This is a genomic window from Nocardioides sp. ChNu-153 (assembly GCF_030466625.1).
Lineage (GTDB): Bacteria > Actinomycetota > Actinomycetes > Propionibacteriales > Nocardioidaceae > Nocardioides.
The window spans coordinates 78060-93535 of the sequence record NZ_JADEVT010000006.1 but is presented as its reverse complement, the minus strand read 5'-3'; the positions used below and the strand labels follow the sequence as shown (position 1 = coordinate 93535).

At 75.4% G+C, this 15476-nt stretch carries 10 protein-coding genes; 4 read left to right on the top strand and 6 right to left on the bottom strand.

The window, feature by feature from the left end; genetic code table 11:
• Positions 1–109: 109 nt before the first annotated feature.
• The 6 genes from pgsA to INN71_RS09985 form a co-directional block, all read right to left on the bottom strand.
• A complete protein-coding gene (pgsA, locus tag INN71_RS10010) occupies positions 110–724 on the bottom strand; it encodes a CDP-diacylglycerol--glycerol-3-phosphate 3-phosphatidyltransferase (RefSeq protein WP_277501072.1) in 615 nt (204 codons plus the stop codon).
• Positions 721–2178: a 30S ribosomal protein S12 methylthiotransferase RimO gene (rimO, locus tag INN71_RS10005; RefSeq protein ID WP_277501078.1), complete on the bottom strand. Its 1458-nt coding sequence runs from the start codon at positions 2176–2178 to the stop codon at positions 721–723. The genes pgsA and rimO overlap by 4 nt, the downstream gene beginning before the upstream one ends.
• A gap of 160 nt (positions 2179–2338) precedes the next feature.
• Positions 2339–4459, bottom strand: coding sequence for a RodZ domain-containing protein (locus INN71_RS10000; protein WP_277501071.1), 2121 nt, complete (start codon positions 4457–4459; stop codon positions 2339–2341).
• Entirely contained in the window at positions 4456–7182 is a 2727-nt protein-coding gene (locus INN71_RS09995) for a DNA translocase FtsK (protein ID WP_277501070.1), read from the bottom strand. Before INN71_RS09995 ends, INN71_RS10000 begins: the two co-directional genes overlap by 4 nt.
• 94 nt (positions 7183–7276) lie before the next feature.
• Complete coding sequence (locus tag INN71_RS09990; protein ID WP_301800172.1) at positions 7277–8176, bottom strand: M56 family metallopeptidase; 900 nt, start codon at positions 8174–8176, stop codon at positions 7277–7279.
• Between the two features lie 5 nt (positions 8177–8181).
• Positions 8182–8592 (bottom strand): BlaI/MecI/CopY family transcriptional regulator, encoded by a 411-nt coding sequence (locus INN71_RS09985; protein ID WP_277501068.1) that lies wholly within the window; start codon positions 8590–8592, stop codon positions 8182–8184.
• A 115-nt stretch (positions 8593–8707) separates the two neighbouring features.
• Between INN71_RS09985 and INN71_RS09980 the strand changes: the two genes are divergently transcribed.
• The 4 genes from INN71_RS09980 to INN71_RS09965 are packed head-to-tail and all read left to right on the top strand — an operon-like array spanning position 8708 to position 15466.
• A complete protein-coding gene (locus INN71_RS09980) occupies positions 8708–10225 on the top strand; it encodes a cytochrome ubiquinol oxidase subunit I (RefSeq protein ID WP_277501067.1) in 1518 nt (505 codons plus the stop codon).
• A 33-nt stretch (positions 10226–10258) separates the two neighbouring features.
• Positions 10259–11287 carry a cytochrome d ubiquinol oxidase subunit II gene (gene cydB, locus INN71_RS09975; protein WP_277501066.1) on the top strand — a complete coding sequence of 343 codons (1029 nt, stop codon included), beginning with the start codon at positions 10259–10261 and terminating at the stop codon, positions 11285–11287.
• A 28-nt stretch (positions 11288–11315) separates the two neighbouring features.
• Entirely contained in the window at positions 11316–14762 is a 3447-nt protein-coding gene (cydD, locus tag INN71_RS09970) for a thiol reductant ABC exporter subunit CydD (RefSeq protein ID WP_301800168.1), read from the top strand.
• A gap of 17 nt (positions 14763–14779) precedes the next feature.
• Positions 14780–15466 (top strand): lysoplasmalogenase, encoded by a 687-nt coding sequence (locus tag INN71_RS09965; protein WP_277498759.1) that lies wholly within the window; start codon positions 14780–14782, stop codon positions 15464–15466.
• Positions 15467–15476: the final 10 nt, after the last annotated feature.

The following is a 15476-nucleotide window of genomic DNA, read 5'->3' as shown; positions in this document are numbered from 1 at the left end:
CAGAGGGGAGACCCGGTCATCCCATCCCGGTCCGACGACCAGGTCAACGCCTCCCGGTGAACGGTCGGTAACGGTTCCGTCAGCGGCGCGTCCACGCCCTCGGGACGCGTCAGGCGCGGGGGGCGCGGCGCAGCACGTCGCGCTGCTTGACCAGGTCGCGGAAGAACTCATAGCCCGACCACAGGGTCATGACGACCGCGGCGGCCAGCAGGGCCTGGGCGGCGTGGAAGACGACCTCGCCGGGCACGTCGAGCCACCCGTCCACCTGCCGCAGCGGCAGCGCGAGGAGCCCGAGGGCGAACGCCTGCAGAACCGTCTTGATCTTGCCGCTGCGGGCCGCCGCGATGACGACCTGCTTGGCGACGGACAGCCGCAGCAGGGTGACGCTCCACTCGCGCACCAGCACGACGATCGCGACCCACCACCAGATGTCGCCGACGATCGCGAGACCGACGAAGGCCATGCCCGTGATCGCCTTGTCGGCGATGGGGTCCGCGATCTTGCCGAAGTCGGTCACCATGTTGCGCGCGCGGGCCAGGTCGCCGTCGACCTTGTCCGTCACCATCGCGACGAAGAAGATCGCCCACGCGACCGTGCGCCACAGCACCGAGTCCCCGCCGTCGACGAGCAGCGCCCAGCCGAAGAACGGCACGAGCACGATGCGCAGCGTCGTGAGGGCGTTCGGCAGGTTGTAGTTGCTGACCTTCACCGGGGCGTCCGTCATCGCGGGTCCTCCCTCACCTGGGCCACGAGGTCGACGCCCTCGCTGGCCACGACCACGGCGCGCACGAGGTCGCCCACGCGGGCGTCCACGGCAGCGCCGTCGGCGTCGACGAGGGTCGTCGTGCCGTCCACCTCGGGGCCCTGGTGGGCCGCGCGGCCCTCGGTGCCCTCGTCGCCCGTGCGCTCCACCAGCACCTCGACGTGCTCGCCGATCCGCTCCTCGGCGCGCTGCGCCGTGAGCTCCTCCACCAGCGCCGTGACGTGCTCGGTGCGGGCCCGCACCTCGTCCTCGTCGTGCTTGCCGTCGAGGTCCGCAGCCTCGGTGCCGTCCTCGTCGGAGTAGCCGAACACCCCGGTGACGTCGAGACGGGCGGCCTCCAGGAAGTCGCACAGCACCTCGAGGTCCTCCTCGGTCTCCCCGGGGAAGCCGACGATGACGTTGGAGCGGACGCCCGCCTCGGGGGCCAGGCCGCGGATGCGGTCGAGCAGGGCGAGGAAGCTCTCCGGGTCGCCGAAGCGGCGCATCCGGCGCAGCACCGGGTTGCTCGCGTGCTGGAACGACAGGTCGAAGTAGGGGACGACGCCCGGCGTCGTCGCGATCGCGCGGATCAGCCCCGGGCGCGTCTCGGCCGGCTGCAGGTAGGACACGCGCACGCGGGCCACGCCCTCGATCGCCGCGAGCTCGGGCAGCACGGTCTCGAGCAGCTTCACGTCGCCGAGGTCCTTGCCGTACGACGTCGAGTTCTCGCTGACGAGGAACAGCTCGCGCACGCCCTCGCCCGCGAGCCAGCGGGCCTCGCCCAGCACGTCGGCGGGACGACGGCTGACGAACGAGCCGCGGAAGGCCGGGATGGCGCAGAAGGTGCAGCGGCGGTCGCAGCCGCTGGCCAGCTTGAGCGGCGCCGTCGGCCCGTTCTCGAGGCGGCGCCGGTACACCCGCGGACCGCTGGCCGGCGCGACGTCGTCGAGCGGGTCGGCGGGGTCGATGACGAGCGCCTCGGCGCCGTGGCCGGGCACGCTCAGCCCGGAGGCGACGACGGCGTCGCCGCGCTCGACGGGGCTGATCGGCAGCAGGCGCCGCCGGTCGGTCGGCGTGTGCGGGTGGTGGGCCTCCCCCGCGACGATCGAGCGCAGCCGCGCGGCGATGTCGGGGTAGTCGTCGAAGCCGAGCACGGCGTCGGCCTCGGGCAGCTCGGCGGCGAGCTCCGCGCCGTACCGCTCCGCGAGGCAGCCCACCGCGACGACGGCCTGGGCGCGCCCGCCGTCCTTGAGGTCGGCGGCCGCGAGCAGCGTGTCGACGGAGTCCTTCTTGGCCGACTCGACGAAGCCGCAGGTGTTGACGACGACGGTGTCCGCGGCGTCGGGGTCGTCGACGAGGCGGAAACCACCCGCCTCGAGGCGGCCGGCGAGCTCCTCGGAGTCCACCTCGTTGCGGGCGCACCCCAGGGTCACCATCGCCACCGAGAGCGGCTCGGCTCCCGCGAGGTCGGCGGGGGCAGCGGGTCGCTCGGTCAGGGGTGTCGTCGGCGCAGTCATGACCGGGCCGAGTATGCCCCGGCGGCGGGCCGGGAGTCGAAACGGGCGGCCCGTGCCGACGGGCCGGGAAGCCGGGCGGTCAGGGGGCCAGCGTGCGCTGCACGGCGTCGCCCGGCTGGCCCAGCGGGGCCGGCTCGGCGCCGTCGAGAGCGGCGCGCACCGCACCGTCGGACGAGGAGATCCGCACCGGCGGCGCCGCGTCGACCGTGCGGCTCTCCCCCGCGGCCAGCTGGCCCTGCCACACGACCTCACCGTCGCCGTCGCGGACCGTCACCTCCGCCGGCGCCTCGGCGCCCGTGAGCGCGACGGGCACCGGCGCGACCGTCGACCCGGCCGACAGGCCCGCCGTGCCGGTGGTGGCGGTGTCGACCTCGGGGCCGCGGTCGAGCAGCAGCTGGGCCACCGACCAGAGCAGCACGACGGCCATGACCGCGGCCACGAGCACGGACCAGTTCGGGCCACCCCGGGTGGCGCGCAGCGAGCCGCCCGGCACCGTGGCCAGCTCGGCCTCGAAGACCCGGCGGGCGTCGATGGGGGCGTCGGCGTACTCGTCGTCGTAGCGCTGCACCAGCTCGGCGGCGTCGACACCCAGCACGCGCGCGAGGGTGCGCAGGTGGCCGCGGGCGTAGAAGTCGCCGCCGCACGGGGCGAAGTCGTCGACCTCGACGGCCTCGATCACGTGCGGGCGGATGCGGGTGCGCTCCGCGACCTGGTCGACGCTGAGGCCCAGGCGACGGCGCGCCCCGGCCAGCACGGGGCCGATGACGGGCTCGCGCCGTGCCTCGGGCTCCGGCTCGGGCTCGTCGGCCACGACGGCGGGTGGGAGCGGCTCCCACGGGCGCTCGTACGCCGCGAGCCCGTCGTCGGCGGGACGGCGCAGGTGGTCGTCCTGCTCCGGCAGCACGCGCTCGGGCGCCGCGCGGTGGATCTCGGCGCGCACGGCCGAGCGGGGCTCGCGCAGCGGCGACGGGGCCGCGGACGGCTCGACGGCGGCCGCAGCCCGCTCGTCGAGCACCGACACCGCGGTGGCGCCACCCGTGGGCCGGTCGAGGGTCGAGGCGGCGTGGACGCCGTCGGCGTCGGCCCCGTCGTCCAGCGGGTCGGCGTCGCGCCCGGGCTGCGCCGAGCGTGCCCGGTCGGCCACGCGGGCGGTACGGCGCTCCCCCAGCCGCGCGATCACGCCGGCGGCCCAGGGGCGCAGGCGGGGGCGGTGGCCGGGCGCCGCGTCGGGCTCCTCGTCCGTGGCGGGCTCGGCGGGCTGGACGGGCTCGGCGGGCTGGACGGGCTCGGCGGGCTGGGCCAGCGGGGCGGGCTCGGCGGTGGGAGCCGTGCCGGACGCGACGACGTGCGCCGCGACGGCGGGCTCGGCGGCCGGCTCGGCCGGCTCGGCCGGCTTGGCGACGGCCTCGGCGACGGGCTCGGCGGACTCGTCGCGGGGCTCCTCGGCAGCCTCGTCGGCAGCCTCGTCAGCGGGCGCGGGGCGCTCCACCTCCTGCACCAGCACGGGCACCTCGGGGTCGGCGAGGTCGCGCAGCGAGGTGGCGACGTCGTCGGTGCCCACGACGCGCGTGGACAGACCGACGGGGAGGGCGAAGGGGCCGCCGTACCAGCGCGTCGCCAGCCAGGCCTGCCAGCGGGCACGACGGTCGAGACCGGCCAGCACGGCCTCGGTCTCGAACGGCACCACCAGCACGGAGCCGTCCCGCAGCAGGCCGGCCCGCGGCACGTGCACGACGTGGTCGACGCTCTCCCACGGCAGGCCCTGCCACGTGCGGCCCAGGCGCATGCGCACACCGTGCTCGTCGAGCACCGCCAGCGGCACGCGGGCGTCCACGAACGACGACAGGTGGGCGACCGCGACGAGCGCGAGCAGCGCCGTGACGACCCAGGTGACGACGCCGCCGTCGGCCGCGGCCCGGCTCAGCCAGGCGACGGCGAGGCCGGCCGCGACGACGCCGATGGCGCCGCTGACGAGGCCGCTGCGGCGGATCTCGACGACCTGGCCCGGGGCCAGGTCCTCGCCGGCGCCCGGCTCGACGGCCTCGTGGACGACGCCGAGCGCCTCCCAGTCCGGTCGCCGGGGCAGGCCGAGGCCGAACGGGTCGCGGCGCGCCGCAGAGGCGTGCGCGTCGGTGTCGTGCCGGTCGGGCCGGTCGGGCCGGTCGTGTGCGGCCGTGGTGCGGGCGTGGTGCGTGCTCACTGCTCCCCCTGCAAGGTCACGATGACGGAGTCCAGCTCGTCGGGCTTGACCAGCACGTCGCGGGCCTTCGACCCCTCGCTGGGGCCGACGACACCCCTGCTCTCGAGGATGTCCATCAGTCGCCCGGCCTTGGCGAACCCGACCCGCAGCTTGCGCTGCAGCATCGAGGTCGAGCCGAACTGGGTCGACACGACGAGCTCCACGGCCTGGACCACCAGGTCGAGGTCGTCGCCGATGTCGTCGTCGAGCTCCCGCTTGCTCTGCGCGGGCGCGGTCACGTCCTCGCGGTACGTCGGCTCGAGCTGCCCGCGGCAGTGCTTGACGACGTGCGCGATCTCGGCCTCGGTGACCCAGGAGCCCTGCACGCGGATGGGCTTGGAGGCCCCCATCGGCAGGAACAGCCCGTCACCCTGGCCGACCAGCTTCTCGGCACCCGGCTGGTCGAGGATGACGCGGCTGTCGGCCAGCGACGAGGTCGCGAACGCCAGCCGTGAGGGCACGTTGGCCTTGATGAGGCCGGTGACGACGTCGACCGAGGGCCGCTGCGTCGCGAGCACCAGGTGGATGCCGGCGGCGCGGGCGAGCTGGGTGATGCGCACGACCGCGTCCTCGACGTCGCGCGGCGCGACCATCATGAGGTCGGCGAGCTCATCGACGATGACGACGAGGTACGGGTACGGCGAGAGCACCCGCTCGCTGCCCGGCGGCAGCTCGACCTTTCCGGCCCGCACCGCCTTGTTGAAATCGTCCACGTGGCGGAACCCGAAGTTGGCCAGGTCGTCGTAGCGCATGTCCATCTCGCGCACGACCCAGGCGAGCGCCTCGGCGGCCTTCTTCGGGTCGGTGATGATCGGCGTGATGAGGTGCGGGACGCCCTCGTAGGCGTTCAGCTCGACCCGCTTGGGGTCGACCATGATCATCCGCACCTCGTCGGGCGTCGCCCGCATCAGCAGCGACGTGATCATCGAGTTGATGAAGCTCGACTTTCCCGAGCCCGTCGCGCCGGCCACCAGCAGGTGGGGCATCTTGGCCAGGTTGGCGACGACGAACTGGCCCTCCACGTCCTTGCCGAGCCCGGCGATCATCGGGTGCGGGTCGGAACGCGCCGTGCCGGAGCGCAGCACGTCGCCGAGGGAGACGATCTCCTTGTCGAGGTTCGGGATCTCGATGCCGATCGCGGACTTGCCGGGGATCGGCGACAGGATGCGGACGTCGGCCGAGGCGACGGCGTACGCGATGTTCTTGCTGAGCGCCGTGACCTTCTCGACCTTGACGGCCGGGCCGAGCTCGACCTCGTACCGCGTGACCGTCGGGCCGCGCGTGTAGCCCGTCACCTGGGCGTCGATGGTGAACTCCTCGAGCACCTGGGTGAGGCGCTCGACGACGGCGTCGGAGGCCTTCGAGCGGGCCTTGTGCACCGAGCCCGGCTTGAGGACCTCGCTGCCCGGCAGCGAGTAGGCGATGTCCCCCGACAGCGAGAGCTGCTCGACGCGGGGCGGCAGCTGCGCGTGCGGCGGCGGCTCGAGGTCGCCCTTGGCCTCGCCCTTCTCCACCCTGGTGGCCCCACCCCGGGGCACCGGCGTGGGGACGACGGCACCCGTGGCGGGGGCCGCCCCCGGCGCCGCGGCGGCGGGACCGTCGGCCGGGGTCGGCTCGTCGGACAGGTCGAGGCTGGCGAGGAAGTCGATGGCGTCAGGGCCGGCGTCGGCGCCCGCGGCGGCCTCTGCGGCCTCGGCGGCCTCGGCGGCCTCGGCCTCCTTCTCCGCCTTGCGCTGGGCGCGCTTCTCCTTGCGGCTGGCGGCTCCGACGAGCGGGGTGTCGTACGCCGGGTCCCCGGCCTCGGGGTCGATCTCGTCGTCGTGGGCCGAGCGGGCGGCGGCGTCGTGGCCGCCGGGCGCGCCGAGCAGCCGGTCGCGGGCCTCGCGCAGCCGCGCGGGGATCTGGTAGACGGGCGTCGCGGTGATGATGAGGACGCCGAAGAAGGCGAGCAGCGCCAGCAGCGGCACCACGACCCAGCTGGTGCGGAGCAGGTCGAGCAGCAGGCTCGAGACGACGAAGCCGATGGCACCGCCGGCGTCCTGCAGCTCGCTCGTGTCGCCGAGCACGGGCTCGGGGCTGCCGTTGGCGATGTGGACCAGCCCGAGCACGCCGAAGGCGAGGGCGGTCCACCCGATCACCTGGCGACCGGCCGGGCCGTTGCGCTCCGGGTCGCGCATGTTGCGCCACCCGACGTACACGAGCGCGAGCGGCACGAAGCCGGCGAGCTTGCCGACCGAGCCGGCGACGACCGTGCGGACCGTGTCGAGCATGGCGCCCGAGAACTGCCACCACACCGCGCCGGCGACCACGACGGCGAGCCCGAACAGGGCCAGCCCGACGCCGTCGCGGCGGTGCTCGGGCTCGACCTCGCGGGCCGCGTTGCCGATGCTGCGGGCGGCGCCGCCGACGGCGCCGGCCACCCCCAGCCAGGCCGCGACGAGACCGCGGCCGACGAGCGCGAAGAACCGCAGGACGGGGCCGGGCCCGCTGCGCACCGCCCGGGGCGCCGGGCGCGCCGGTGGGCGCCGCGCGGTCGTGCCGCGCGACGCGGTGGTCCGGCCTGACTTGCCGGTACTCCGGGAGCGGTTGCTCGAACCACCTCGGGGCGCGCCGCCTCGCGACGCGCCGTTCCTGGACGTGCTCGAGCTCCGCGACCCCGGCGGGGAAGACGTACGGGTCGCCATGGTCGGGACCCTAGGCGATCGTCACACCCGCACCATGCTTCACAGGAGCGTGTCGCGGGGCGACCTCGTCACGCCCAGCCCTCACGCCCCGCCCTCAGGCCCAGGCGAGCCGGAGGACGGTGAGCAGCCACGGGGCGACGACCAGCCACGTCGGCAGCACCAGCAGGGCGAGGGCGCCGGCGAGCAGCACCGCACCCTGGGCACGACGGGGCGCGGGGTCGCCGAGCACCTCGATGCGGGCGAGGAGGTCGCCGCGGCGCCCGTCGCCGGCACCGAGGGCGGCCGCCGGCGTGCGCGCCTCGGCGAGCTGCACGAGCGCCTGCGCCAGCGGGCGGCGCCCGGCCTCGCGGGCCGCGGCGCGGTCGGCGCACATCTCGACGAGCAGGCGCACCTCGGCCAGCGCGGACCGGCTCGAGACCCAGCGCGGGAAGGCGCGGTGCAGGACGTCGAAGAACTCCACGACCAGGTCGTGGCGGAACCGCAGGTGCGCCCACTCGTGCGCGAGCACGGCGTCCACCTCGTCGCCGTCCAGGCGCTCCATGACGCCCTCCGAGACGACGACGCGGCCGCGGTGCAGGCCGGGCAGGCAGTAGGCGACGGGCAGGTCGCCGTCCAGCACGCGCACGCCGCCGGCCTGGGCGCGGCCGAGCAGGTCCACCTGGTCGGCGTGGCGTCGGCGCAGGCGGCGCAGGTCGGCGCCCGTGCGGTGCGCGCTGACGAGCAGCCGTCCGGCGACGAGGCCGGTGACGCCGAGCGCGACGACGGCCACGGCGTACTCCACCGCGTGCGGGACGCTGCGGTCGCTCGGCAGGAGGTGGGTCGTCACCAGCGCCAGGGTCGCGCCGAGGGCCGCCAGCACGGCGGCGAGCGCGACGGCCTGCCACAGCACGAGGGCGGCGTACGGCGTGCGCCGCAGCCAGGGCGCGCGCCCGAGCAGCGCCGGCACCGGGCCGGCGAGCAGCACGGCGAGCACGCCCAGCAGCAGGGGGGTCATGGCGGTCAGGAGCCGCCGGCCTCGCCCGGGATCCGAGCGAGCGCGGCGCGCAGCGCGTCGAGCTCCTCGGCGCTGGCGTCCCCCACGAAGGCGACGAGCGCACCGGCCCGGTCCTGCTGGCCGATGTCCTCGAGCGCGCCGCGCATGAGGGCGGCGGTCATCTCCCCGCGGGAGGCGCCGGCGCGGTAGCGGTAGGCCCGGCCGTCGCGCTCCTGGACCACGAGGTCCTTCCGCGCGAGGCGGTCCATGACGGTCATGACGGTGGTGTAGGCGACCTCGCGCCGGGCCGAGACCTCGGCGTGGACGTCGCGGACGGTGAGGGTCACGTCGGCGGCCTGGGACCACAGGACGTCCATCACCGCGCGCTCGAGATCACCGAGCGCGGACCTTGAGGAGCTCTTGCGGGATGCGGGCACGGCACCAGTGTACCTACGAGTTCCGTCGTACTACGATGCGTAGTACCTACTACGCAGTGTCGTAGGAGCAGGCCGGTCACGACCGGCCCCACACCGACCTGGAGGAGACGCAGCAATGGAGCTCGTCGACATCGCCCGGTGGCAGTTCGGGATCACGACCGTCTACCACTTCCTGTTCGTGCCGCTGACCATCGGGCTGACGCTGATCGTGGCGCTGTTCGAGTCCTTCTGGCTGCGGACCAGGAACCCGGACTACCTGCGGCTCACGAAGTTCTTCGGGAAGCTCTTCCTCATCAACTTCGCGCTGGGCCTCGTCACCGGCATCGTCCAGGAGTTCCAGTTCGGCATGAACTGGTCCGACTACTCCCGGTTCGTCGGTGACGTCTTCGGCGCCCCGCTCGCCATCGAGGGCCTGCTGGCCTTCTTCCTCGAGTCGACCTTCCTCGGCCTGTGGATCTTCGGCTGGGACAAGCTGCCCCGCCTCGTGCACGCCGCCTGCATGTGGATCGTCCACCTCGGCGTGCTCGCCTCCTCGTGGTTCATCCTCGCCGCCAACTCGTGGATGCAGCACCCGGTCGGCTACCGCTACGACGAGGAGAGCGGCCGCGCGGAGCTCACCGACTTCGCGGCCGTGATGTTCAACAAGGTGCAGCTGGTGACGTTCCCGCACGTGGTGCTCGCGGCGTACATGACCGCGGCCGCGTTCGTCATCGGCGTCAGCGCCTGGCTCTACGTCTCGAAGCGCCACGGCGGCCGCGTCGCCACCGAGGAGGAGGTCGAGGCGGGCACCGCCCCCGCGGTCCTCGCCGAGGCCGCGGGTGAGCGGACCATGTACCGCCGCGCGATGCGCATCTCGGCCGTCGTCCTGTTCGTCGCCGGCATCGGCGTCGTCGTCTCCGGTGACGTGCAGGGCAAGATCATGACCGAGGTGCAGCCCATGAAGATGGCGGCCGCCGAGGCGCTCTACGAGTCCGAGGAGTCCTGCGCCCCCTTCTCGGTCTTCACCGTGGGCACGCCCGACGGGCGCGAGGAGAAGTTCGCGGTCACCGTCCCCTGCCTGCTCTCCTTCCTCGGCACCGGCACCTTCGACGGCGAGGTCAAGGGCATCAACGAGCTCCGCGAGACCTACGCGGAGACCTACGGCAGCGACCCCGGCGCGACGTACTACACGCCGTCCGACTACGTGCCCAACATCCCCGTCACCTACTGGACGTTCCGCTGGATGATGGGCTTCGGCGCCCTCGGCACCGCCGGCGCCGCGCTCGTCCTGTGGCTCACCCGGCGCCGTCGCGACGACGTCGTCCACCGCGCCTGGGTCGGCCGCCTCGGCATCGCCCTGCCCGTGGTCGTCGTGGCCGCCAACTCGATGGGCTGGATCTTCACCGAGATGGGCCGTCAGCCGTGGGTGGTCTTCGGCCTCATGACCACCGAGCGCGGCGTCTCCCCCGGCGTCAGCATCCCCGAGGCCCTCATCTCGGTGGTCACCCTCACGACCCTGTACGGCGTGCTCGCCGTCATCGAGCTGAAGCTGCTGGCCCGGACCGTCCGCAAGGGCCCCGAGCCGTTCGCCGAGCCGCCGGACCCGGGTCGTGACGACCACGACGCCGACGCGCCCCTGACCTTCGCCTACTGAGCGCGCCGACCGCGCGCACCGAGGAGACCCACCGTGCTCGGACTCGAGCTCACCACCGTCTGGTTCGTCCTGATCGCCGTCCTCTGGATCGGCTACTTCGCCCTCGAGGGCTTCGACTTCGGGGTCGGCATGCTCGTGCCGGTGCTCGCCCGGGACGAGACCGAGCGGCGCGTCATGATCAACACCGTCGGCCCCGTGTGGGACGGCAACGAGGTGTGGCTGCTGGTGGCCGGCGGCGCGACGTTCGCCGCCTTCCCCGAGTGGTACGCCACCCTCTTCAGCGGGTTCTACCTCCCGCTGCTGCTCATCCTGGTCGCGCTGATCCTGCGCAACCTGTCCTTCGAGTTCCGCCACAAGGGCGACACCGCGCAGTGGCGCGCCCGGTGGGACACGGCCCTCATCGGCGGCTCGTTCACCGCCGCGTTCCTGTGGGGCGTCGCGTTCGCGAACATCACCGCCGGCGTCCCGATCGACGCCGAGAAGGACTTCACCGGCAGCCTGCTCACGCTGCTCAACCCCTTCGGTCTCCTCGGCGGGGTCGTGATGGTGCTGCTCTTCCTCACCCACGGCGCGATGTTCGTGGCGCTCAAGACGGACGGCGAGATCCGTCACCGGGCCCGCGCCCTCGCGGTGCGGATCGGGCTGGCCGCGGCCGTCGCGGCGGTCGTGTTCCTCACCTGGACCCAGCTGCGCACCGGTGACCTCGCCTCGGCCGCCGCCTTCGTGGCCGCCGCCGCCCTCCTCGTCGCCGGCATCGGCGCGGCCCGGGCGGGACGCGAGGGCTGGGCGTTCCTCGGCACGTTCCTCACCGTCGTGCTGGCCGTCGCCGGGCTGTTCCTGGCGCTCTTCCCGGACGTCATGCCGTCGACGACGGACCCGGCGTACTCGCTGACGACCACCAACGCGGCGGCCACGCCGTACACGCTGGAGATCATGACCTGGGTGGCCCTGGTGTTCACGCCCATCGTCATCGGCTACCAGGCCTGGACCTACTGGGTGTTCCGCAAGCGCATCTCCACGCGGCACATCCCGACCGCCCGGCTCGCCGACTCCGCCCGCTGACCGCGCGCGACGGCCGAGAGGAAGCGCCGTGAAGCCCGTCGACCCCCGGGTCCTCCCCCACCTGGTCCCCGCCCGGCGACCGCTGGCCGTCGTGCTGGTCGCCGCCACCCTCGGCGCCGCCCTCCTGGTCGTGCAGGCGCTGGCCCTCGCCGCGGTCGTCGCCGGTCTCGTCGACGACGCGGCCGGCGGCGGGTGGCACACGGCGCTGGGCGTCTTCGTCGCCGTCCTGCTGGGGCGGGCCGCGACGGCGTACGCCGGGGACGTCGCCGCCGCCCGCGCCGCCGGGATCGTGGGCGTGCGGCTGCGCGACGTCGTGCTGCGCCAGGCCCTCGCAAGCCCCGGCGGGGTCGCCGCGGGCGACGGGCGGCAGCGCCTCGGCGAGCTCGGGCTGCTGGCCACGCGCGGCACGAGCGCGGTGGAGCCCTACCTCACCCGCTACCTGCCGGCCCTCGTGCTGGCGGTCGTCCTCCCCGCCGTCACGGTGCTCGCGATCGCGGCGCTGGACTGGATGAGCGCGCTGGTCGTCGTGCTCACGCTGCCGCTGCTGCCGGTCTTCGCGATCCTCATCGGGATGACGACGCGGGAGCGCGCCGACCGTCAGTGGCGGGTGCTCAGCCAGCTCGCCGGGCACTTCGTCGACGTGGTCCGCGGGCTGCCCACCCTCGTCGCGCACCGCCGGGCCCGCGCCCAGGCGCCGCGGATCCGTGAGGTGACCGACCGCTACCGCCGCGCGAACACCGACGTGCTGCGCCTCGCGTTCGCGTCGTCCGCCGCGCTCGAGCTGATCGCCACCATCTCGGTGGCACTCGTCGCCGTGCTCGTCGGTCTGCGCCTGGCCCACGGGGGTCTCGAGCTGCAGACCGCGCTCGCCGTGCTGCTGCTGGCGCCCGAGGCGTACTGGCCGCTGCGCCGCGTCGGCGCCGAGTTCCACGCCGCCGCCGAGGGCACCGCCACGTTCGAGGCGATCGACGCGCTGACCTCGGGCGCCGTCGGCGAGGTGCCGGAGGCCAGGGGGACGGCCCCGCAGCCGGACGCGGCGCCGTACCCCCTCCAGGGCGACCTGCGCCTCGAGGGCCTCACGGTGACCTGGCCCGGCGCCACCTCCCCCGTCGTCGACGGGCTCGACGCGGTGGTGCCCGCCCGCGGGCTGACCGTCGTGGTCGGCCGCTCGGGCAGCGGCAAGTCGACGTTGCTGGCGGCGCTGCGCGGCGAGCTGGGGTACGCCGGCTCGCTGCGGGTCGGCGGCACCGACCTCGCCGGCGTCGACCCCGCGCTCTGGCGCCGCCACCTCGCCACGACGAGCCAGCGACCGTGGCTCGCGGGCACCACGATCCGCGCGAACCTGCTCGTGGGCCGGCCGGGCGCCGCCGAGGCCGATGTGTGGGCCGCGCTCGAGGCGGTCCGGCTCGGCGGCGTCGTGCGCGCCCTGCCGGACGGACTCGACACCGAGCTGGGCGAGGACGGCGCCGGGCTCTCCGCCGGCCAGCGCGCCCGCCTCGCCGTGGCCCGCGTCGTGCTGAGCGACCGCCCGTACGTGCTGCTCGACGAGCCCACCGCCCACCTCGACGCCGAGACCGAGCGCGTGCTCGTCGACGTCGTGCGCGACCTGGCCCGCACCCGTTGCGTCGTCGCCGTCGCCCACCGTCCCGCCCTCGTCGCCGCCGCCGACCACCGGATCGCCCTGTCCGAGGGGCCCCAGGCGCCCCAGGTCTCCCCGCAGAGGCGGGGTGACCTGGTCTCAGCGAGCCAGGCATCGGCCGCAGACCACAGGTCTCCCCACGTAGGCGGGGGAACCCCCACTCCCGCCCCCGACCCCACGCCGGCGGCGGCGCGGCGACGCTGGGTGCTGGCGGTCGCCCTCGGCGTGCTCGCCTCGGCCTGCGGGGTCGCCCTCACCGCGACCGCGGGCTGGCTCATCGTGCGGGCCTCCGAGCAGCCGCCGGTGCTGATGCTCATGGTGGCGATCGTCGGGGTGCGCACCTTCGGCCTGGGGCGCCCGGCGCTGCGCTACGCCGAGCGCCTGGTCTCCCACGACGTCGCGCTGCGTGAGCTGGCCGAGCGCCGGGCGCGGGTCTACGACGCGCTCGTCCCGCTCGTGCCCGGCCGCCTCGGCGGTCGCCGCCGCGGCGACCTCCTCGCGACCGTCGTCGACGACGTCGACAGCCTGCTCGACGAGCGCCTGCGGGTGCGGATGCCGGTCGCGACCGTCGTCGGCGTGCTCGCCCTGGCCGGGGCGGTCGCCGTACCACTGCTGCCGTCCGCGGGGGCCGCCACCGTCGGCGTCGCCGCGCTCGCCGCCGTCGCGGCCTGGTGCACGGGCCGGTACGGCGTGCGCCGCACCGCCGCGCGCACCGTCGCCGCCCGGGCCCGGGTGGCCGACCGGGTGCTCGGCACGCTGGCCGACGCCCGCGAGCTCGTCGCCTGGCAGCAGGACGAGGTGGCCCGCGCCGAGGTGCGCGCCGCCGGTCGCGACCTGGCCGCGGCCGCCACCCGCGACGCCGCCTGGATCGCGCTCGCCCGCGCGTGGGCCCCGGTCGCCGCCGCGCTCGCGGTCGTCGTCGTCGCGCTCCTGGGGGCCGACGCCCTGGCGGCCGGCGAGGTCGGGGCCCCGGTGCTGGCGCTGCTGCTGCTCCTGCCGCTCGCCCTGGCCGACGTCGTGTCGCCCCTGGCCGACGCGGGCGCGCTGCGCGTCTCCACCACCGTGGCGGCCGCGCGCATCGCCGACCTCGACGCCCTGCCGCCCGCCGTCGCCGACCCGGCGAACCCCGCCCCCCTGCCGGCAGGCCCGGGCGCCGCCGATGTCCGCCTCCAGCACGCCACCGCCGGGTGGAGCGACGACACGGGCGTCGGCCCGTTCGAGCTCGACCTGCCGGCCGGGAGCCACGTCGGCGTCGTCGGACCGTCCGGCTGCGGGAAGTCGACGATGGCCGCGGTGCTCGTGCGGTTCCTCGGCCCCCGCGACGGCCGGCACCTGCTGGGCGACCCGGCCGTCGACGTCAGCACGCTCGCGGCCGACGAGGTGCGGCGCCGGACGGGGCTGGTCGACGACGACCCCTACCTCTTCGCCTCCACCGTCGCCGAGAACGTGCGGCTCGCCCGCCCCGGGGCCAGCGACGCCGAGGTCACCGACGCGCTCCGGCGCGCCCGGCTCGACCTGTGGCTCGCCGACCTGCCCGACGGCCTGGCCACCCGCGTCGGCGACGGCGGGCGGGGCGTCTCCGGCGGGGAGCGCGCCCGCCTCGGCCTGGCCCGGGCGCTGCTCGCCGACACCCCGGTCCTCGTGCTCGACGAGCCGACCGCGCACCTCGACGCCGCCACCGCCGAGGCCGTGACCGCCGACCTCCTCGACGCGGCCGCGGGACGCTCGGTCGTGTGGATCACCCACGGCACCGCCGGCCTCGACCGGATGGACACCGTGCTCGACCTGGGGGCGGCGCGGGACGCGTCCCCCGACGAGGTCCCTGCCGGCCGCTGACCTGCGATGCTGCGGCGGTGCCCGTCGAGACGACCGCCGTACCCGCCCTCGCGTGGGGCCTCGTCGCCGTGACCGCCCTCCTGGACTGGTGGGCCGTCGCGCGCGAGGACCGGCGCACCGAGGCCCTGGTCAAGCCCGTCGTGCTCCTCGCGCTGACGGCGGCCGCGCTCGCCGGCGGGGTGCTCGACACCACCGCCGGGCGCTGGCTCGTCGTCGCGCTGCTGCTGGGCGCCGTCGGCGACACGTTCCTCCTCGGCGACTCCCGCGGGCGCTTCCTGGCGGGCCTGGCCGCGTTCCTCGTCGGCCACCTCGCGTACGTCGCGGCCTTCGTCGCCCTGGGCGCCGGCTGGTCGTGGTGGGTGGCGGCCGCCGCCGTCGTGCTGCTCGGCTCCCTCGCGGCGACGCGGACGGTGCTGCCGCGCGTGCTGCGCGACGACGGGCCCGCGACGGCGCTCCCCGTGGCGGTCTACACGGCCGTCATCGGGGCCATGCTCCTCACCGCGGGCGCCACCGGCGAGCCCCTGGTGGTGGTCGGCGCCGCGGTCTTCGTCGTCAGCGACACGGTGCTGGCGCTCGACCGGTTCGACCGGCCGCGGGGGTGGGTGGCGCCGTACCCGCACGTCGCGGTGATGACGACCTACCACGTCGGGCGAGTGCTCATCGTGCTCGGCGTGCTGGCCGCCCTGGCCCGCGGCGAGGGCTAGCGTCACGCGC

Bases quoted from the DNA above. Each gene is read 5' to 3' on its own strand.
- pgsA (WP_277501072.1), bottom strand. From the start codon at position 724: ATGACGGACGCCCCGGTGAAGGTCAGCAACTACAACCTGCCGAACGCC.
- rimO (WP_277501078.1), bottom strand. From the start codon at position 2,178: ATGGTGACCCTGGGGTGCGCCCGCAACGAGGTGGACTCCGAGGAGCTC.
- INN71_RS09995 (WP_277501070.1), bottom strand. From the start codon at position 7,182: ATGGCGACCCGTACGTCTTCCCCGCCGGGGTCGCGGAGCTCGAGCACG.
- INN71_RS09990 (WP_301800172.1), bottom strand. From the start codon at position 8,176: ATGACCCCCCTGCTGCTGGGCGTGCTCGCCGTGCTGCTCGCCGGCCCG.
- INN71_RS09980 (WP_277501067.1), top strand. From the start codon at position 8,708: ATGGAGCTCGTCGACATCGCCCGGTGGCAGTTCGGGATCACGACCGTC.